The organism is Shimia haliotis (genome assembly GCF_900114415.1).
Lineage (GTDB): Bacteria > Pseudomonadota > Alphaproteobacteria > Rhodobacterales > Rhodobacteraceae > Shimia > Shimia haliotis.
On sequence record NZ_FOSZ01000001.1, the window covers coordinates 792946 to 810035 of the forward strand.

General features: G+C 57.9%; 14 protein-coding genes. 7 read left to right on the forward strand and 7 right to left on the reverse strand.

Annotated features, from left to right (window positions below; genetic code table 11):
* The first annotated feature begins 166 nt into the window (after positions 1-166).
* Positions 167-1186, forward strand: coding sequence for a betaine--homocysteine S-methyltransferase (gene bmt, locus BM069_RS03915; protein ID WP_093320477.1), 1020 nt, complete (start codon positions 167-169; stop codon positions 1184-1186).
* Positions 1187-1396: 210 nt separating this feature from the next.
* On the opposite strand, the gene BM069_RS03920 is transcribed toward bmt, so the two are convergent.
* Both BM069_RS03920 and BM069_RS03925 read right to left on the reverse strand, forming a co-directional pair.
* Positions 1397-1771, reverse strand: coding sequence for a hypothetical protein (locus tag BM069_RS03920; RefSeq protein WP_093320480.1), 375 nt, complete (start codon positions 1769-1771; stop codon positions 1397-1399).
* Between the two features lie 51 nt (positions 1772-1822).
* On the reverse strand, positions 1823-2908 hold the full coding sequence (locus BM069_RS03925; RefSeq protein ID WP_093320483.1) for a PA0069 family radical SAM protein: 1086 nt from the start codon (positions 2906-2908) through the stop codon (positions 1823-1825).
* A 217-nt stretch (positions 2909-3125) separates the two neighbouring features.
* On the opposite strand from BM069_RS03925, the gene BM069_RS03930 reads away from it, so the two are divergent.
* Entirely contained in the window at positions 3126-3827 is a 702-nt protein-coding gene (locus tag BM069_RS03930; protein ID WP_093320486.1) for a corrinoid protein, read from the forward strand.
* 89 nt (positions 3828-3916) lie between these two features.
* Positions 3917-4555, forward strand: a complete 639-nt coding sequence (locus BM069_RS03935) for a DUF1638 domain-containing protein (protein ID WP_093320488.1) — start codon at positions 3917-3919, stop codon at positions 4553-4555.
* Positions 4556-4610: 55 nt separating this feature from the next.
* On the opposite strand, the gene BM069_RS03940 is transcribed toward BM069_RS03935, so the two are convergent.
* From BM069_RS03940 to BM069_RS03950, 3 genes are all read right to left on the reverse strand, one after another.
* On the reverse strand, positions 4611-5645 hold the full coding sequence (locus BM069_RS03940) for a fatty acid desaturase (RefSeq protein ID WP_093321320.1): 1035 nt from the start codon (positions 5643-5645) through the stop codon (positions 4611-4613).
* 136 nt (positions 5646-5781) lie between these two features.
* Positions 5782-7566, reverse strand: a complete 1785-nt coding sequence (locus tag BM069_RS03945; protein WP_093320491.1) for a tetratricopeptide repeat-containing sulfotransferase family protein — start codon at positions 7564-7566, stop codon at positions 5782-5784.
* A gap of 25 nt (positions 7567-7591) precedes the next feature.
* On the reverse strand, positions 7592-8215 hold the full coding sequence (locus tag BM069_RS03950; protein ID WP_093321322.1) for a helix-turn-helix domain-containing protein: 624 nt from the start codon (positions 8213-8215) through the stop codon (positions 7592-7594).
* Positions 8216-8295: 80 nt separating this feature from the next.
* Between BM069_RS03950 and BM069_RS03955 the strand changes: the two genes are divergently transcribed.
* From BM069_RS03955 to BM069_RS03965, 3 genes are all read left to right on the forward strand, one after another.
* On the forward strand, positions 8296-9816 hold the full coding sequence (locus BM069_RS03955) for a class I adenylate-forming enzyme family protein (RefSeq protein ID WP_093320494.1): 1521 nt from the start codon (positions 8296-8298) through the stop codon (positions 9814-9816).
* Positions 9813-10451 (forward strand): DsbA family oxidoreductase, encoded by a 639-nt coding sequence (locus BM069_RS03960; protein ID WP_093320496.1) that lies wholly within the window; start codon positions 9813-9815, stop codon positions 10449-10451. Before BM069_RS03955 ends, BM069_RS03960 begins: the two co-directional genes overlap by 4 nt.
* A gap of 179 nt (positions 10452-10630) precedes the next feature.
* Positions 10631-11842, forward strand: a complete 1212-nt coding sequence (locus tag BM069_RS03965) for a multidrug effflux MFS transporter (protein ID WP_244503521.1) — start codon at positions 10631-10633, stop codon at positions 11840-11842.
* A 55-nt stretch (positions 11843-11897) separates the two neighbouring features.
* Here BM069_RS03965 and mfd read toward each other — a convergent pair whose 3' ends face one another.
* Both mfd and BM069_RS03975 read right to left on the reverse strand, forming a co-directional pair.
* Positions 11898-15371 (reverse strand): transcription-repair coupling factor, encoded by a 3474-nt coding sequence (mfd, locus tag BM069_RS03970; protein WP_093320499.1) that lies wholly within the window; start codon positions 15369-15371, stop codon positions 11898-11900.
* Positions 15372-15403: 32 nt separating this feature from the next.
* Positions 15404-15928, reverse strand: a complete 525-nt coding sequence (locus BM069_RS03975) for a component of SufBCD complex (RefSeq protein ID WP_093320502.1) — start codon at positions 15926-15928, stop codon at positions 15404-15406.
* 118 nt (positions 15929-16046) lie between these two features.
* Between BM069_RS03975 and hemB the strand changes: the two genes are divergently transcribed.
* On the forward strand, positions 16047-17048 hold the full coding sequence (gene hemB, locus BM069_RS03980) for a porphobilinogen synthase (RefSeq protein ID WP_093320503.1): 1002 nt from the start codon (positions 16047-16049) through the stop codon (positions 17046-17048).
* The last annotated feature ends 42 nt before the right edge of the window (positions 17049-17090 follow it).

Consider the following 17090-nt stretch of genomic DNA (forward strand, 5'->3'; position numbering starts at 1 on the left):
GCCCGCGCCATCGTCCGCACATCATTCGGCTCAACCGACCTTTCGCTCACCTCATAATGGTCATGCAGATTATGCATTTGTCACCCATCCGCGCGCGTGGCACATGGGGCGCAACTTAACGAACTGGGGCCGCTGCGCCCCTTTTGCCATTTCTACGGAGATCCCGATGACAAACGCCCTTTCCAAACTGTTGGAAACCCGCGACTGGCTGATGGCGGATGGCGCCACGGGCACCAACCTGTTCAACATGGGCCTCAGCTCTGGCGACGCGCCGGAACTGTGGAACGACGAACACCCCGACCGCATCAAAAAGCTCTACAGCCTCGCGGTCGACAATGGCTCAGACATTTTTCTGACCAACACCTTTGGCGGCAACGCCTCACGTTTGAAACTGCATGACGCACAAAGCCGCGTGCGCGAGTTGAACCGCCTTGGCGCAGAACTCGGCCGCGAGGTCGCAGATGCTGCGGGCCGCCCCGTTATCGTTGCAGGCTCCGTTGGCCCGACCGGTGACATCATGCTGCCTGTCGGCACCCTCAGCCACGCAGACGCGGTGGAAATCTTTCACGAACAAGCCGAAGGCCTCAAGGAAGGCGGCGCAGACGTTCTGTGGCTGGAAACCATCTCCGCCCCCGAAGAATACAAAGCCGCGGCCGAAGCCTTTGCTCTGGCCGACATGCCTTGGGTCGGCACCATGTCCTTTGACACCGCAGGCCGCACGATGATGGGTGTGACCTCCGCCGACATGGTGAAAATGGTTGACGACATCCCCAACGCGCCACTTGGCTTTGGCGCCAACTGCGGCACCGGCTCGTCTGACCTCTTGCGCACCGTTCTGGGTTTCGCGGCTCAAGGCACCGAAAAGGCCATCGTCGCCAAAGGCAACGCAGGCATTCCGAAATACCACGATGGCCACATCCACTATGACGGCACACCCGACTTGATGGCGGATTATGCCGTCATGGCGCGCGATTGCGGCGCAACCATCATCGGTGGTTGCTGTGGCACCATGCCCGAGCACCTGAGCGCCATGCGCAAAGCGCTCGAAACCCGCCCGCGCGGCGAGCGCCCGACGCTGGATCAGATCGCTGAAAAACTTGGCGGGTTCTCTTCTGCCACAGACGGCACAGGGGATAACGAAGCCGCCCCCAAACGCGAACGCCGCGGCCGCCGCCGCGCAAGCTGATCAATAAGAAAGGCCGCTCCATTGGGCGGCCTTTTTCTTAAAACTCTTGCCCCGGAAAAGGCCGAAGGCCTCGGGGCGCGCCCGACCCTCCCCCCGGGAGGGCGCATTTCAACGCAAACCAAAGTCACTTGCGTCCCGTGCTTTGCAATAACTCCACATACTTTCTGCGTTTCAAAAGCGCCCACCCAGGCTCGGGCGCGTCCCTAAGCTCTAACTTCCACCAGCCGTTGGTGTCGCGTTTTTGTCCGAGCGAAACAATGTCCCGCCGTAATATCCAACGGCACTGAACAGCAGACTTGTCGGTGTCGTTAGCACGACGAGAAATCCCCAAATCATACCAAGGCCAACGTGAAACTCACTTCCTAGCAAGGCCCGAAGTTCTTCAGTATTGGGCGTGAGAGCACAGAGAGCTGAAAATAACGCCAGTCCACCAAGGTAGACACCCAGCACCCAATAAGACAGTCTTCGGAGCTCCTTCTTAGCAAACCAGAAGTGGGCGAACGGCTGCAAGACCGCCATCGCAATCAACAGATAAAACAATCCAAAACATGCCAATGCGATTGCTGCGGTCACGTAAAACATCATTGCGCCTCAATAGGTTTCGCCAAACCCATTGGAACTTAAACAGTATTTCCCTCAAAACAACGCCAACTGGTCCCCCTTTGCCAAAGGCACCTCAAACAGGTCCGTGCGCAACTCAGGCAGCGACTTCTTCAAACCAAACCGCTTGCGCGCCACTTCAAACCGTTGCGCGATGATCTCGGCGTAAAACCCCTCGCCCCGCATCCGTTTGCCCCATTGCGCGTCATAATCCTTGCCGCCGTGCATCTCCCGCACCCGCGCCATGACCCGCGCCGCGCGGTCCGGATAATGTGCCTCAAGCCACTCTCGAAACAAAAGCGACACCTCACGCGGCAAGCGCAGCATGATCCAACTTGCCGCCCGCGCACCCGCGTTCTTTGAGGCTTCCAGAATATGCTCCATCTCGTGATCCGTGATTGACGGCACCACGGGCGCCATCATCACCCTGACCGGAATGCCAGCCGCCGCCAACCTCTCCATCGTCATGAGCCGCCGCGCCGGTCGCGGCACCCGCGGCTCCATACGGCGCGAGGTCGCATCATCCAAAGTTGTCACCGAGAGCCCCACATGCACCAGCCCTTCCGCCGCCATTTCCGACAGAATATCAATATCGCGCTCAATCAACGTGCCTTTGGTGACAATCGCCACCGGATGCCGGAAATCCCGCAACACTTCCAACACCTTGCGCATGATGCGGTATTGTCGTTCAACCGGCTGATAGGGGTCGGTGTTTGTGCCAATCGCCATGGGCGCAACAGCATATCCGCGCTTGCGCAACTCGCGGTCCAGAACCTGCGCCGCCAAAGGCCGCGCCACCAAGCGCGTTTCAAAATCCAACCCTGGTGAATAGCCTAAATAGGCATGGCTGGGCCGCGCAAAGCAGTAAATGCATCCGTGCTCACAGCCGCGAAAGGGGTTGATGGACCGGTCAAACGGCAAATCGGGCGACGTGTTGCGCGTGATCACGCTGCGCGGCCGCTCCTCCTCAACAAAAGTGCGGAAGGCCGGACGCGCCTCCTCGATCTCCCAACCGTCGTTGATCTCTTCCCGCGCCGGCTCATACCGGCTGGCCGCGTTGCTCACCGCCCCGCGCCCACGCCGCCTTTCGGCATCAATCTTTAGCGAAACATCTCCAACCATGCCTCAAAACTAGAACAAAGAGAGAACATATGCAACGACCCCATGATTTCCATGAAAACTTTTCAGCGACTTGGACGATTTCTAAACTACAGGTCGCACCCGACACGGGCTATGTCGCTATTCAGACAGTCCGCTTTGCAAAAATTAACGAAAGCTGGACGAACAACGACCACCATACCGCGCGCAAAGCCAGCCCGCGACTTTCAGGGATTACGCCATGTCTGACGATCAAGACGACATCATCCTCGCCGAACTCGATGACGAGGAACTTGTCCAACAGATGTTTGACGACCTTTATGACGGTCTCAAGGAAGAGATCGAAGAAGGCGTCCAGATCCTTCTCGACCGCGGTTGGGAGCCCTACAAAGTGCTGACCGAAGCACTTGTAGGAGGCATGACCATTGTCGGCCACGACTTCCGCGACGGCATCCTCTTTGTTCCCGAAGTGCTGCTCGCTGCGAACGCGATGAAGGGCGGCATGGCCATCCTAAAGCCCCTTCTGGCTGCAACCGGCGCGCCGCGCATGGGCTCCATGGTCATCGGCACCGTCAAAGGCGACATCCACGACATCGGCAAAAACCTTGTGTCGATGATGATGGAAGGCGCAGGCTTTGAGGTCGTCGATCTGGGCATCAACAACCCCGTTGAAAACTACCTTGAGGCGCTCGAAGAGCACAAACCCGACATCCTCGGTATGTCCGCTCTGCTCACCACCACCATGCCTTACATGAAGGTCGTGATCGATACGATGATCGAACAGGGCCTGCGCGATGACTACATCGTTCTGGTTGGCGGTGCGCCCCTGAACGAAGAATTCGGCAAAGCCATTGGTGCCGACGCTTACTGCCGTGACGCGGCCGTGGCTGTGGAAACCGCCAAGGAATACGTCGCTCGCAAACACAACCAGATGAGCGCCTAACCCGCGCTCTCTGGCAAATATCACTCCCCCCCGGAGATCCGGGCCTGGCCTGCCCTCCCCGGCGGGCCATTTTTCTTTAAGGTGGTCTTATGCAACTGCCCGATGATTCAACCCTGACCACCGATGGTCTAGAGACCGACTCGCCAACGGGTCGCGTCCTTCTGCTGGCCTGCGGGGCGCTGGCACGGGAAATCCTCGACCTCATCAAACTCAACAACTGGTCCCACATGGACCTGACGTGCCTGCCAGCGATCTTTCACATCCATCCGGAAAAGATCGCCCCCGCTGTGCAGGAGGCCGTCAAAAAGCATCGCGAGAACTACGAACAGATTCTTGTCGCCTACGCCGACTGCGGCACCGGTGGCATTCTGGAGCAGACCTGTAACGAGCTTGGAGTCGAGATGATCGCAGGCCCGCATTGCTATAGTTTTTTTGAAGGCAACGATCGCTTTGCCGAGATCTCTGAGGACGAATTCACTGCCTTCTACCTCACAGACTTCCTTGTCCGCCAATTCGACGCTTTTGTCTGGAAACCCATGGGCTTGGACCGCCACCCCGAGCTGCGCGATATGTATTTCGGCAACTACGAGAAACTCGTCTATCAGGCACAGACCGAGGACCAAGCGTTGACCGCAAAGGCTCAGGAATGCGCCGAGCGCCTGGGCCTGGCCTTTGAGCGCCGCTTTACGGGATATGGGGATCTGGCGACCGCTTTGGGCAAATACTAAGCCCTAAGCCGCGCCAGCGTTAGCCTCGCGGCCCAAATTCGAGGCCGATCTACTTTCAGCCGCCAGCCTTCGCCATCCGTCTTGCTTCCTTAAAGCTCACCAAACGGCGGCTGCCAGCATCCCACAGGTCCAGCTTGGCGCACTTCAGGCTTTCCAGCAGCGTCATCCGCCCCATGTCCTTCAGCTCCTCATGATCGCGAAGAACCTCAGGCAACCGGTAAAACGGGATGCGCGCATAAAGGTGATGTACGTGGTGAATGCCAATATTGGCGGAGAACCAACGCAGGATCGGCGGCAGGTCATAATGGGACGAGCCATGCAGCGCCGCCTCATGCAATGACCAGTCATCATGCTGGTCCCAATGGGTGTCTTCAAACTGGTGCTGGATGTAAAACAGCCACATGCCGATCGAGGCGGCAATCAGGATCGTCGGCAAAAACACCAGAAACAGCGCCTGCCAGCCGCCAAAGAAGGCAATCGCCCCCATCAGCACCGCAATGCCCACATTGGTGCCCATCGCCGACACCCAGAACTTGCTGCCCTGATCCATGAAACCGACCGGAAGACGGTTTTGTAGAATAAAGATATAAGTCGGCCCCAGACCAAACAGCACCACAGGATGACGATACAGCCGGTAAAGCCAACGGCCAAACGGCGTGCGCTGGTGATACTCCTCGGTGGTCAGCGTCATGATGTCGCCAATCCCGCGATGCGCCAGATCGCCCGCATGGCTGTGATGGATCGAATGCGAATGCCGCCACACATCATAAGGCGTCAGCGTTACAATCCCGAGGCCACGCCCCACCCAATCGCTTACGTCGCGATTGGAGAAAAACGAACCATGACCGCAATCATGCTGAATACAAAACAGTCGCAAGAGGAACATGCCGTTCAGCGCGGAGATCACAAACGCACCAAGATAGCTATATTGCGCCACCCAGCACGCCAGAACCCAAAGCGCCACAAACGGGCCAAAGCTCACCGCCAGTTCAAAACTGCTACGCCAGGAATTCGGCTCTCGGTACTTCGCCAGCGTCCGAACCCAGTTCCGCGCATCTTGCGCCCGTTCAGCCTCAAAAGAATCTTTCATGTCCCGCCACATATTGTAGTTGTCCCCGCTACAACGCCTAAAGCTTCTGAGCGGGCGATCAAGTGCTGATCGTTCTCAAGCGCACTTTCGCGCCCGATCCGGCGGATGTGTCGCGGGTTTTTGAACGGGGCTTGGATCAAACGTCCGCAAGCGCGCGCTGCAAACCGGCCAACCCCTGCGCGTATTTGCGCCATTCATCGGAACTGCCCTGATAAACCTGCTCGCGAACCTGCGTCATGCTTGCCGTTTTGGCGGCCCGCTTGCTTTCATAAAACTTCAGAGTGTTTTCCTCAAATTGCAGGCCACATTTGGCCAACAACTCTCGCGTGCCGCTTTCCGGCGACTCCGTGAACGCCTCATAGGATATGTCCATGATCCGGTCCCCAAAACGGCCCTTCCAAAACGCCATCATGTCGCGATACAGCCGATAGTAGCGGGCAAGGTCGTCCAGATTGTTGGAATAAGTAAAATCATTGCCGACAAAGTTGCGACGAAACATCGACCAACACACCGCCATTGGGTCGCGGTTCATGTGAATGATTTTCGCCTCGGGAAAGGCATGAGCAATAAAGCCGATGTGCTTGAAATTGGGCAGGCACTTGTCAGTGAAGAAAGGCGCACCACCGGCAATTCTGGTCATTTCCGCCAGATAAGCGCTGCGCATTCCCCGCAACTGATCTTTTGTGACGGCCTCAGCCGCATCAAGCGACCCTGCCTCTTCACGCATGATTGACGTCCACCACGGGGCCTCGCCGGCGCCAAAAACCTTGGAATGACTGGACAGGATTTGCTCAATCAACGTGCTGCCCGAACGCGGCATACCGACAATGAAAATCGGAATGCTGGCGCTGCCGACAACTTCCGGCAACACAAGCTTCTCAACTTTCCCTTCGGAGAACAGGCGTTTGGTTCTGTCCATTTCCGCGACATCGGATTGGAAATCAAAAGGCCGCATTTCAGACAGGATTCTGTTGCCCTCATCAAAGCTTGCAAAAGCGGCATCATAATCCTGGGTTGCCGCAAGCAAATGCCCTCGACCCAGCAATGCCGCCCCCCGATTTTCAGGGTTCAGCCCTTTGGCCTGCAACGCCCGATCCAGCGCTTCAAGATCGCGTGCAGCCTGTTCGTTTTTGCTCACAAGACCCAATTGCAACCAAGCGTTTCCATTGTCCGGCGCAATGCCAACCAGTCTGCGCAGGCTTTTCTCACCGTCGGATTTCCGGCCTGTCGACAACTCAAACACCGCAAGCGCCGACACGAGATCCGCGCTGTCCGGATGCACCCTCAACCCGTCCTCAAAAAAGGCTGCGGCCTCCTCCCGATCCCCCAAAGCTGCGTGTGCGGTTGCCAAATTGGCATAGACCATCGCAGGGCTATCAGCTCCGGTAAATGCACGTTGAAACGCAATCAAACTGGCTTGGTGACGCTCCAGCTTTTGCAACGCGAGCCCCAAATCGTTCCAATAATCCGCCCGCTCTGACACCTTGGCCACAGCATCCCGAAACAACAGCGCAGCCGCGAGAAAATCTTTTTTTGCAAAAGCTGCATTTCCCTGCCGCCAGAGCGCAGCCGCCTCCTCAGGATCCCCCCGACCCCGCAGGTCGCTAAGACCGGAAAAGGGATCGCCCCTCTCTGCGGTCTTCTGAGGTGTTGTCTGCAAACCAAGGGGATCTGCAACGCCGGACAAATTTAGCTGACCAACGGCGGAATTATCCAACGCCGACCAATCCACACCGTCCAAGAACCCACCAGATTGCGCCTGACCAGCCAGCCGTTTTTGACCCGCCTTCGCCTTGGGGTTATTTGGAAAGGCTTCCAGAACCTGATTAAAGAGCGCAAGCGCCTCGCCGGAGTTTCCACTCTTTTCGGCTTTATGCGCCTGCCTCAAAACGTCGGCAACTTTGATTTTGTTTGGCGCCATGAGCCCGCCCCCCTTGCCGGCATCCTCAGACCAGCGACGTCACCCAAAGGATCGTCGCATCCTCATCACTCACCGACACCACATTGTGCCCCATCGTGCCATCGTAATACGCACTATCCCCACGACGCATTTCGACCGGCTCATAAAATTCCGTATAAAGCGTGATGACACCGGTCAGCACATAAAGAAATTCTTCCCCGTCGTGGCGCACCCAGCCCTCAAACTCGTCCATAGACCGCGCCCGCACCCGCGCCCGATAGGGCAACATCGCCTTCTTGCGCAGCCCTTCAGCGAGCAATTCGTGCTCATATGTTGTTGTGACCTGCTGCGTGCCGTCGCCGGATTTCACCACCGACATACGCCCGTTGACCTGATCCTTCTGCGGCGCGGTAAACAGCTGAGGCACGGAAATCTCCAAGCCCACCGCCAGCTTTTTCACTGCGTCATATGTCGGCGACATCTGCCCGTTCTCGATCTTTGACAGTGTCGAACGCGCCAGCCCCGCCTGCGAGGCCGCCTGCTCCAACGTCCAGTTCCGCGCCTTGCGCAACTCGCGCACGCGCTGGCCAAGATCAAGCGGCTCAATATGGTCCTGTTCACCGCCTTCGCGGGCGATACGGATCAACGATTTGGGGTCTTTTCCTGTCATGACACGCATTTAGCGTGACCAACCCCCAAGGCGCAACCGCCCCTCTTGCAACCAAGGCCGCACGGGCATACCCAAGGGCCATGCAATCTCTCTTTGATCAAGGCCCGTTTCGCCCCTGCCCCGCGTCCTTCAACATGGCGGCACATGTGCTTGCCCATGCCGATGATCTGCCGGACAAAGTCGCGCTGTCTGTTGTGGGCAAGGACGGAGACGTCTGGACCTATGCCGCGCTCAAAGCCGCGGTTTTGGGCACGGCTACGGGATTGCGCGCCCAAGGGCTCAGCGCTGGCGACATCGTTCTCATGCGCCTTGGCAACACCGTTGAATTCCCCATTGCCTATCTGGCCTGCATTGCCGCCGGTCTGATCCCTGTGCCGACGTCTTCTCAATTGACCGAGGCCGACGTCACAAAAATGATTGCGGATCTCTCGCCTGCGGCCATCCTGCATGATCCCGGCGTGCCTTGTCCGCAAAACCCTGGCTGTCCGCTTTTGGAAACCGAGGCGCTACACGCCATGCGCATGCTGCCGCCTGCCGATTTTGCCATGGGCGACCCCGACCGCCTCGCCTATATCATCTACACTTCCGGCACCTCAGGAAAACCGCGCGCGGTCATGCACGCCCATCGCGCCATCTGGGCAAGACAGATGATGTTTGAGGGCTGGTACGGCTTGCGCCAATCCGATCGCCTCTTGCATGCGGGCGCCTTCAACTGGACCTACACGCTTGGCACCGGCCTGATGGATCCGTGGACCATCGGGGCGACCGCGCTTATTCCGGCCCAAGGCGCCCCCGCCTCCGCCCTTCCCGACCTGCTGGCCAAGCACAAAGCCACCATCTTTGCCGCCGCACCCGGTGTTTATCGCAAGATGCTCAGCCACGCGCCCGATATTCATCTGCCGGATCTGCGCCATGGCCTGAGCGCGGGAGAAAAGCTGTCTGAAACCATCCGCGAAGACTGGTTCACCGCCACCGACGCCGCACTTTATGAGGCCTACGGCATGTCGGAATGCTCCACCTTCATCTCCTCAAGCCCGTCTGCGCCTGCTCATACCGGAACACTTGGGCGTCCGCAGGTGGGCCGCCGGATCGCGCTTCTTGGCGAAGACGGCGCGCCCGTCACACTGGGAGAGGAAGGCACCATTGCCGTGCACAAATCCGACCCCGGCCTGATGCTCGGCTATCTCGGCGCGCCCGAAGACACGGCGGAAAAATTCGCCGGAGACTGGTTCCTCACAGGGGACCGCGGCACGATGGATGATGAGCACTATATCACATATGCGGGCCGCAACGACGACATGATGAACGCGGGCGGCTTCCGTGTGTCCCCGCTTGAGGTCGAGGCCGCCTTGGCCCGCTTCCCCGGCATCACCGCCGTCGCCGCCACCGACGTCGAAGTCAAAGCCGACGTGCGCTTGATTGCGGCCTTTTACACATCCGATCACGATCTCGATGAGACCGCCCTCAAAGCCTTTGCCGAAGGCACCCTTGCGCGCTACAAGCAACCCCGACTGTTCAAACGGCTGCCTACCCTGCCGACCAACCCCAACGGCAAACTCAGCCGCCGCGCCCTGCGCGATCAATTCAAGGCCAAACCATGATCAAACTCGACATCCTGTCCGACCCAATTTGCCCTTGGTGCCTGATCGGCAAAACCCGCCTGGAAAAGGCGATGGAGGCCGAAGGCGACCACCCATTTGTGATCGAATGGCACCCCTTCCAGCTTAACCCCGACATGCCCAAAGAGGGCATGGACCGGCGCGAATATCTTGAAACCAAGTTCGGTGGCAAAGAAAACGCCGTGCGCGTTTACGGTGAAATCGCCAAACATGCCGAGGAGGAAGGTCTGGACATCGACTTTGGTGCGATCAAACGGACCCCAAACACGGTCGACGCCCACCGCTTGATCCATTGGGCTGGCATCGAAAGCAAGCAGAACGCTATCGTGAATGCGCTCTTTAAGGCCTATTTTAAAGAAGGCCGCGACATCGGCAACGCCGAGGTGCTTGCCGACCTCGCCGACAGCGCCGGCATGGATGCCGCGGTGGTGGCCAAACTTCTGGACTCCGACTCCGACGTCGAGAACATCCAGCAGCGCGACGAACACTCGCGCCAAATGGGCGTGAATTCGGTGCCGACCTTTATTGTCGCCAATCAGCACGCAGTGCCCGGCGCGCAACCCGTCGCGCTTTGGCGTCAGGTCATGGGCGAACTGAAAGCCCAGCAAGACGGCTAAAATTCTTCTGAACAGCCATTCATTTTCCGGCTTGTCGCGCCTGTGAGTGCGCGATAGGCTCCGTCAGTCCGCGACCCATACGGCCGGCGGACGGACCAAGCACAAATACCCAATTGCCAGTCCCGCAAAGACGCCCCGCGTCTGGCGTTCTGCGGTTTGGTGTTCTGAGGGAGCAGCACATGACCAAAGACAATCTGCCTATGTCGCAGGTCGAATTCATCGCGCTTTGTGCGATGATGTTTGCAACGATCGCTTTTTCGATCGACGCCATGCTGCCGGCTCTGCCCGAAATCGCTGCGGAACTGAGCCCCGGCAATCTCAATCAAGCCACATTGATCATCACCTCCTTCGTGATGGGAATGGGGCTTGGAACGCTGTTTACGGGTCCCTTGTCAGATCGCTATGGGCGCAAAGTTGTCCTGATCTCTGGTGCCACGATCTATTCGATCTGTGCCTTTGTCGGCTGGTACTCTCAAACGCTTGAATGGGTGCTTGGCGCCCGTCTTGTAATGGGCATCGGCGCCGCTGGACCGCGCATTGTGACATTGGCCATTGTGCGCGACCTGTTTGAAGGCCGTGAAATGGCGCGCATCATGAGCTTTTCGATGATGATTTTCACACTGGTTCCGGCGGTCGCGCCGCTGCTCGGTCAATTCATCATCGATGTCTCAAGCTGGCGCGGCATCTTTGTCGCCTTCATGGTGTTCTCGTTGATCTCCGTCCTCTGGATCGGGATCCGCCTGCCCGAACCTCTTGCCGTCGAGAACCGACGCGCCTTCAGCCTCGCCAAACTCTGGGGCGGCGCAAAAGAGATGTGGGTCATTCCGGCTGTGCGCACGTCAATGATGGTCCAATCCCTGATCTTTGCCGCCCTCTTCGGCCTCATCAGCTCGGTTCAGCCGATCTACGACCAAACCTACGGCCGCGCCGAAGAATTCCCTGTGTGGTTTGCCGTGATCGCCCTGATCTCAGGCTCTGCCAGCTTTCTCAACGCTCGCCTCGTGATGCGGCTGGGGATGCGGTATCTCGTGACCACCGCACTTGGCTTTCAACTGGTGCTCAGCCTCGTCATGGTCGCCTGCACCGCCATCAACAACATAGACATTCAATTCTATGCCTTCGCGTTCTGGCAGCTTACCGGCTTCTTCTTTGTCGGCATGACCATCGGCAACCTCAATGCGCTCGCAATGGAGCCCCTCGGCCACATGGCAGGCACCGCCGCCTCGGTGATGGGCGCCTTTTCCACCATCGCCGGCGCGCTGCTTGCCACGCCCATTGCATTGATGTTTGACGGCACCGCCCTGCCGCTGGCCGTGTCGATGACCGTGCTCTTTGCTGTTGCCTATGGGCTTATGCGGCACATGCGGCGTCTGGAAGAGGCCACCGCCTGAGGCGAGAAATCAGCCTAGTCACAAGAACCGACGTTTTGCCGACGCAATACCGCCGTTATACCGACGTGCCTTTTGCCGCCTTCCTGCGCTTCTTCTCGGCCACAACTTTGGCCGCAAGATCGCGGGCAATCGCAAAGGCGCCCTTGATCTTGTCGCTGTCCTTTTTCCAGTCGCGCCGCACCACTATCTTGTTGTCTTTGACCTTGGCCAGACCCTTCTGATCCTGAATGAATTCCACCAATCCCTGAGGCGACGCAAACTTGTCGTTGTGGAACTGGATAGTCGCCCCTTTGGGCCCACCGTCCAGCTTCGCAATACCAGCTTTCTTGCACATCTCCTTGATGCGCACGATCAACAGCAACGTATTGACTTCTTTCGGCAATTTTCCGAACCGGTCAATCAGTTCAGCCGCAAAACCTTCCAGCTCAACCTTACCCTGAAGCCCACTGAGACGACGGTAAAGCCCAAGACGCACGTCCAGATCCGGCACATAGGTTTCGGGGATCAAAACAGGCACGCCAAGATTGATCTGTGGCGCCCATTGATCGTCGCCATCGCTCAAGCCTTCCAGCTCTCCCGCCTTGATCTTGGCAATCGCTTCTTCCAACATCGACTGATAAAGCTCATAGCCCACATCGCGCATCTGACCGGACTGCTCCTCGCCCAGCAAGTTACCTGCACCACGGATGTCAAGGTCTTGAGAAGCAAGCGTAAATCCTGCTCCAAGCGTGTCCAAAGATCCCAAAACCCGCAATCGTTTTTCCGCCGCCGCGGTCAATTTCACCCGCGGTTTCGTGGTCAAATAGGCATAGGCCCGCGTCTTGGAGCGTCCAACCCGCCCGCGAATTTGATAAAGCTGGGCCAGACCGAACATGTCTGAGCGATGCACCACCATCGTATTCGCCGTTGGAATATCCAGACCCGACTCAACAATCGTTGTCGCAAGCAACACATCGTATTTGCCGTCATAAAAGGCATTCATCCGGTCATCGAGCTCTCCCGCTGCCATCTGTCCATGCGCCGTGACCACGGAAACCTCAGGCACCTGCTCGCGCAAAAACTCTTCTATTTCAGGAAGATCGCTCACCCGCGGCACCACATAGAACGACTGTCCGCCGCGATAGTGTTCTCTTAACAACGCCTCGCGTACCGTAACGGCATCAAATTCGCTGACATAGGTGCGGATCGACAATCGGTCCACCGGCGGTGTTCCGATGATCGAAAGATCCCGCACCCCCGAAAGGCTCAATTGCAGCGTCCGTGGAATAGGAGTCGCCGTGAGCGTCAAAACATGCACATCCGAGCGCATCTGTTTCAATCGCTCTTTATGGGACACGCCGAAATGCTGCTCTTCGTCAATGACCAGCAGTCCGAGGTTCTTGAACCTGATGCCCTTTGCCAAAAGCGCATGTGTGCCAATCACAATATCAACCGTGCCCCGCGCCAAACCATCGCGGGTTTTGTCCGCTTCTTTGGCGCCGACAAAACGTGACAAGCTCCTGACTTCCAAGGGGAAACCACGGAACCGTTCTGCAAATCCCTTGGCGTGCTGGCGTGCCAAAAGCGTGGTTGGCGCAATCACGGCAACCTGTTGGCCCGACATCGCAGCGACAAAGGCCGCGCGCATGGCCACTTCGGTTTTGCCAAAGCCGACATCACCACAAATCAGCCGGTCCATCGGCCGTCCCGATGACAAATCGCCAATCACGTCCTCAATCGCGCGCAGCTGATCATCGGTTTCCTGATACGGGAACCGTGCCGAGAACTCTTCCCAAGCATGGTGCTGCGCCTCAAGAACCGGAGCCGAACGCAGTTCGCGCTCCGCGGCAACGCGGATCAACCGATCCGCCATCTCGCGGATGCGTTCCTTCAACTTGGCCTTTTTCGCCTGCCAAGCCCCACCGCCAAGACGATCGAGAAGCCCCTCGTCATGGCCATATTTCGACAACAGCTCGATGTTCTCAACCGGCAGGTAAAGCTTTGATTTTTCAGCGTATTCCAAAAGAATACACTCATGCGCCGCGCCCGCGGCTGTGACAACTTCAAGCCCGATAAACCGCCCGATCCCGTGATCTACATGCACCACAAGATCTCCGGGGCTCAGCGACTGCGTTTCAGTCAGGAAGTTTTCCGCCCGCCGTTTCTTGCGCGGCGCGCGTATCAAACGGTCTCCCAGAACATCCTGCTCCGAGATCACGGTCATTCCATCGGTTTCAAACCCGTGTTCAAGCGACCAAACCGCAAGAAACAAACCGGATTTCCCGATCCGGCTGGCATCCCCAACAGGAATGGTCTCGGCCAGACCTTCGTCTTCGATCAATCCGCTCAGACGCTCCCGCGCGCCTTCCGAGTAGCTTGCGACAACCACGGGGCCAAGCGCCAGTTTTGCGCGAATATGGTCAGCCAAGACACTGAACAGGCTGACATTTTCCAACTGGCGCTCGGGTGAAAAATTGCGCCCGATCCGCCCGCCCGCATCAATAGCACCGGGTCCGGAGGCCTGTGGCAACGGCTTGAAATTCAACAGCCGACGACCGGCAACCTCCGCCTCCCAAGCGGCGTCATCCAGATAAAGCAATTGCGGCGACACAGGTTTGTAAACCGTGTCCATCCGACTTTTCTGGCTCATGGCATGTTTGCGGGTTTCGTATTGATCCGCCACCGCGTCCCAGCGCGACAAACGCACCGCATCTGATTGATCATCAAGGGAAATTGCCGCATCTGGTAGATAGTCAAACAGCGTTTCCAGCCGCTCGTGAAAGAACGGCAGCCAATGCTCGACACCCTGATGTTTGCGCCCCGCACTGACCGCCTCGTAAAGCGGATCATCCGTACCGGCCGCGCCAAATTCGATCCGATAGTTTTGCCGAAAACGCGTGATCGCTGCCTCATCCAGAATGATCTCACTCACTGGCGCCAACTCGATCCGGTCAAGCTTTTCAGTAGTGCGCTGGGTCGCAGGATCAAACCTCCGCGCCCCATCCAAAACATCGCCAAAGAGATCAAGCCGCACAGGGCCGCTGTCCCCCGGAGGGAAGATATCAATGATGCCGCCACGCACAGCGTAATCCCCTGGCTCCATAACCGTCGGAGATTGAACAAAACCCATGCGAACCAAGAACTTGCGCAGGGCCTCTTCGTCTATTCGGCCATCGACCTGCGCCTTGAACGCCGCTTCTTTCAGCAACTCCCGCGCAGGGACGCGTTGCGTTGCCGCGTTCAATGTTGTCAGCAATACAAACCGCGACGGCATGTCATGAACAAGTGCCGCCAGCGTCGCCATCCGCGTCGCGGATATGTCCGCATTTGGCGACACCCGATCATACGGCAGGCAATCCCATCCCGGAAATGTCACCACAGGCATGTCGGGCTGGAAGAAAGCCAAAGCCGCCCTCATCGCCGCCAGCCGCTTATCATCGCGTGCCACATGAATGACAGGCGCGCCGGATTTGGCGACCTCATCCAGGATCAGTTTGGCGTCATAGCCTTCGGGCGCACCGCCCACCAGAATGTGTTGCGTATCACGCATAGTTACATCGTCCGCTCATAACCGCGCAGGGATCACCCAAGCGGCGAAATGGAAAAGTTCTGATACATGCCCCAAAGCGAGGTCACGAAGATCGACAGCATGCCGATTAGTTGCACCCAGAACCTGTGCCGTCCAAGGCGACGTCTCAGGTCATCACCGACACAGCTTTCGGCCTGAATAATCCGCGCCGTGCGCACGCTCATCGCCCCCACCAGCGTCATCGGGCCAAGGATCAGGAATACAGCCTGTGCAAATTCAACGGCATAGAAAAATCCCAATCCAATCAAAAGGGTATGCACAAAGAACGACAACAGGATCAACCAAACGCCAGACACATCCGCAATGTGCAAAATACGATTGGAGTTGATGCGGACAAGATCGGTCAAATCCTGTTCGGACTGGCCGCCCACCCGACGGGCACGCAACACGGTGTCCCAAGGCACACCCAAGACCCAATGGCTGGCACTTGACCAGGCCACGGCCAGCGCAATCCAATACCAAAGATTGGAGAAACTACGCATATCAATGAGTTCGAAAACTGTCTGGCTCAGGTCCAAGGTACGTCTGCCTGTAAAGATTTCTAAACGACATACCGCGACAGTGCGGTAATTCCTAGCCCTTGAGGTGAGCGAATTTCCATGGCACCTCTGACACAATCGTTACGTCGAGGACACCATGACCCAATCGCCCCCCGCATTCCCCACTGCACGCCTACGTCGCACACGTCAATCCGCCGCGTTTCGCGGTCTGGTTCGGGAAAACACCCTGACCGTAGATGACCTGATCTGGCCAGTGTTTGTGCGCGACGGCGAAGGCATCGAGGAGCCCGTGTCCTCTATGCCCGGCGTGGTACGCCGGTCTGTCGACAAAATCGTGGACGCCGCCCGCGAGGCCGCGGACCTTGGTATCCCCGTGATCTGCCTGTTTCCATACACGGACCCGTCGCTCAAAACCGAGGATTGCGCCGAGGCGTGGAACCCGGACAACCTGTCCAATCGCGCGACGCGCGCGATCAAACGGGCGGTGCCCGAAATCGCGGTGATGACCGATGTGGCTCTTGATCCCTATAACATCAACGGGCACGACGGATTTGTGATAAACGGCGAAATCGTGAATGATAAAACCGTCGAAGCCCTTGTGAAGCAAGCGCTTTCTCAGGCTGAGGCCGGCGCGGACATCATCGGTCCTTCCGACATGATGGACGGACGTATCGGCGCCATCCGCACCGCTCTGGAAAGTGGTGGACATCAAAACGTCACCATTATGAGCTATGCCGCGAAATACGCCTCCGCCTTTTATGGCCCCTTCCGTGATGCGGTTGGCGCATCGGGCGCGCTCAAGGGCGACAAGACCACCTACCAGATGGACCCCGCCAACTCAGACGAGGCATTGCGCTGTGTGGCGCGTGATCTGGCTGAGGGCGCGGACATGGTTATGGTCAAACCCGGTATGCCCTATCTCGACATCTGTCGCCGTGTGAAAGACACCTTCGCCGTGCCGACGTTCGCCTATCAGGTCAGCGGCGAGTACGCGATGATCCAAGCGGCCGCGCAAAACGGCTGGATTGACGGCGACAAAGCCATGGTCGAAAGCCTGATGGCGTTCAAACGGGCGGGTTGCGACGGCATTCTCACCTATTTCGCGCCGGCAGTGGCCAGAAAACTCAACGGGCAGTGATCCGCGCATCCTCAGCCAAAGGGTGACAACCAACGCCTCAAA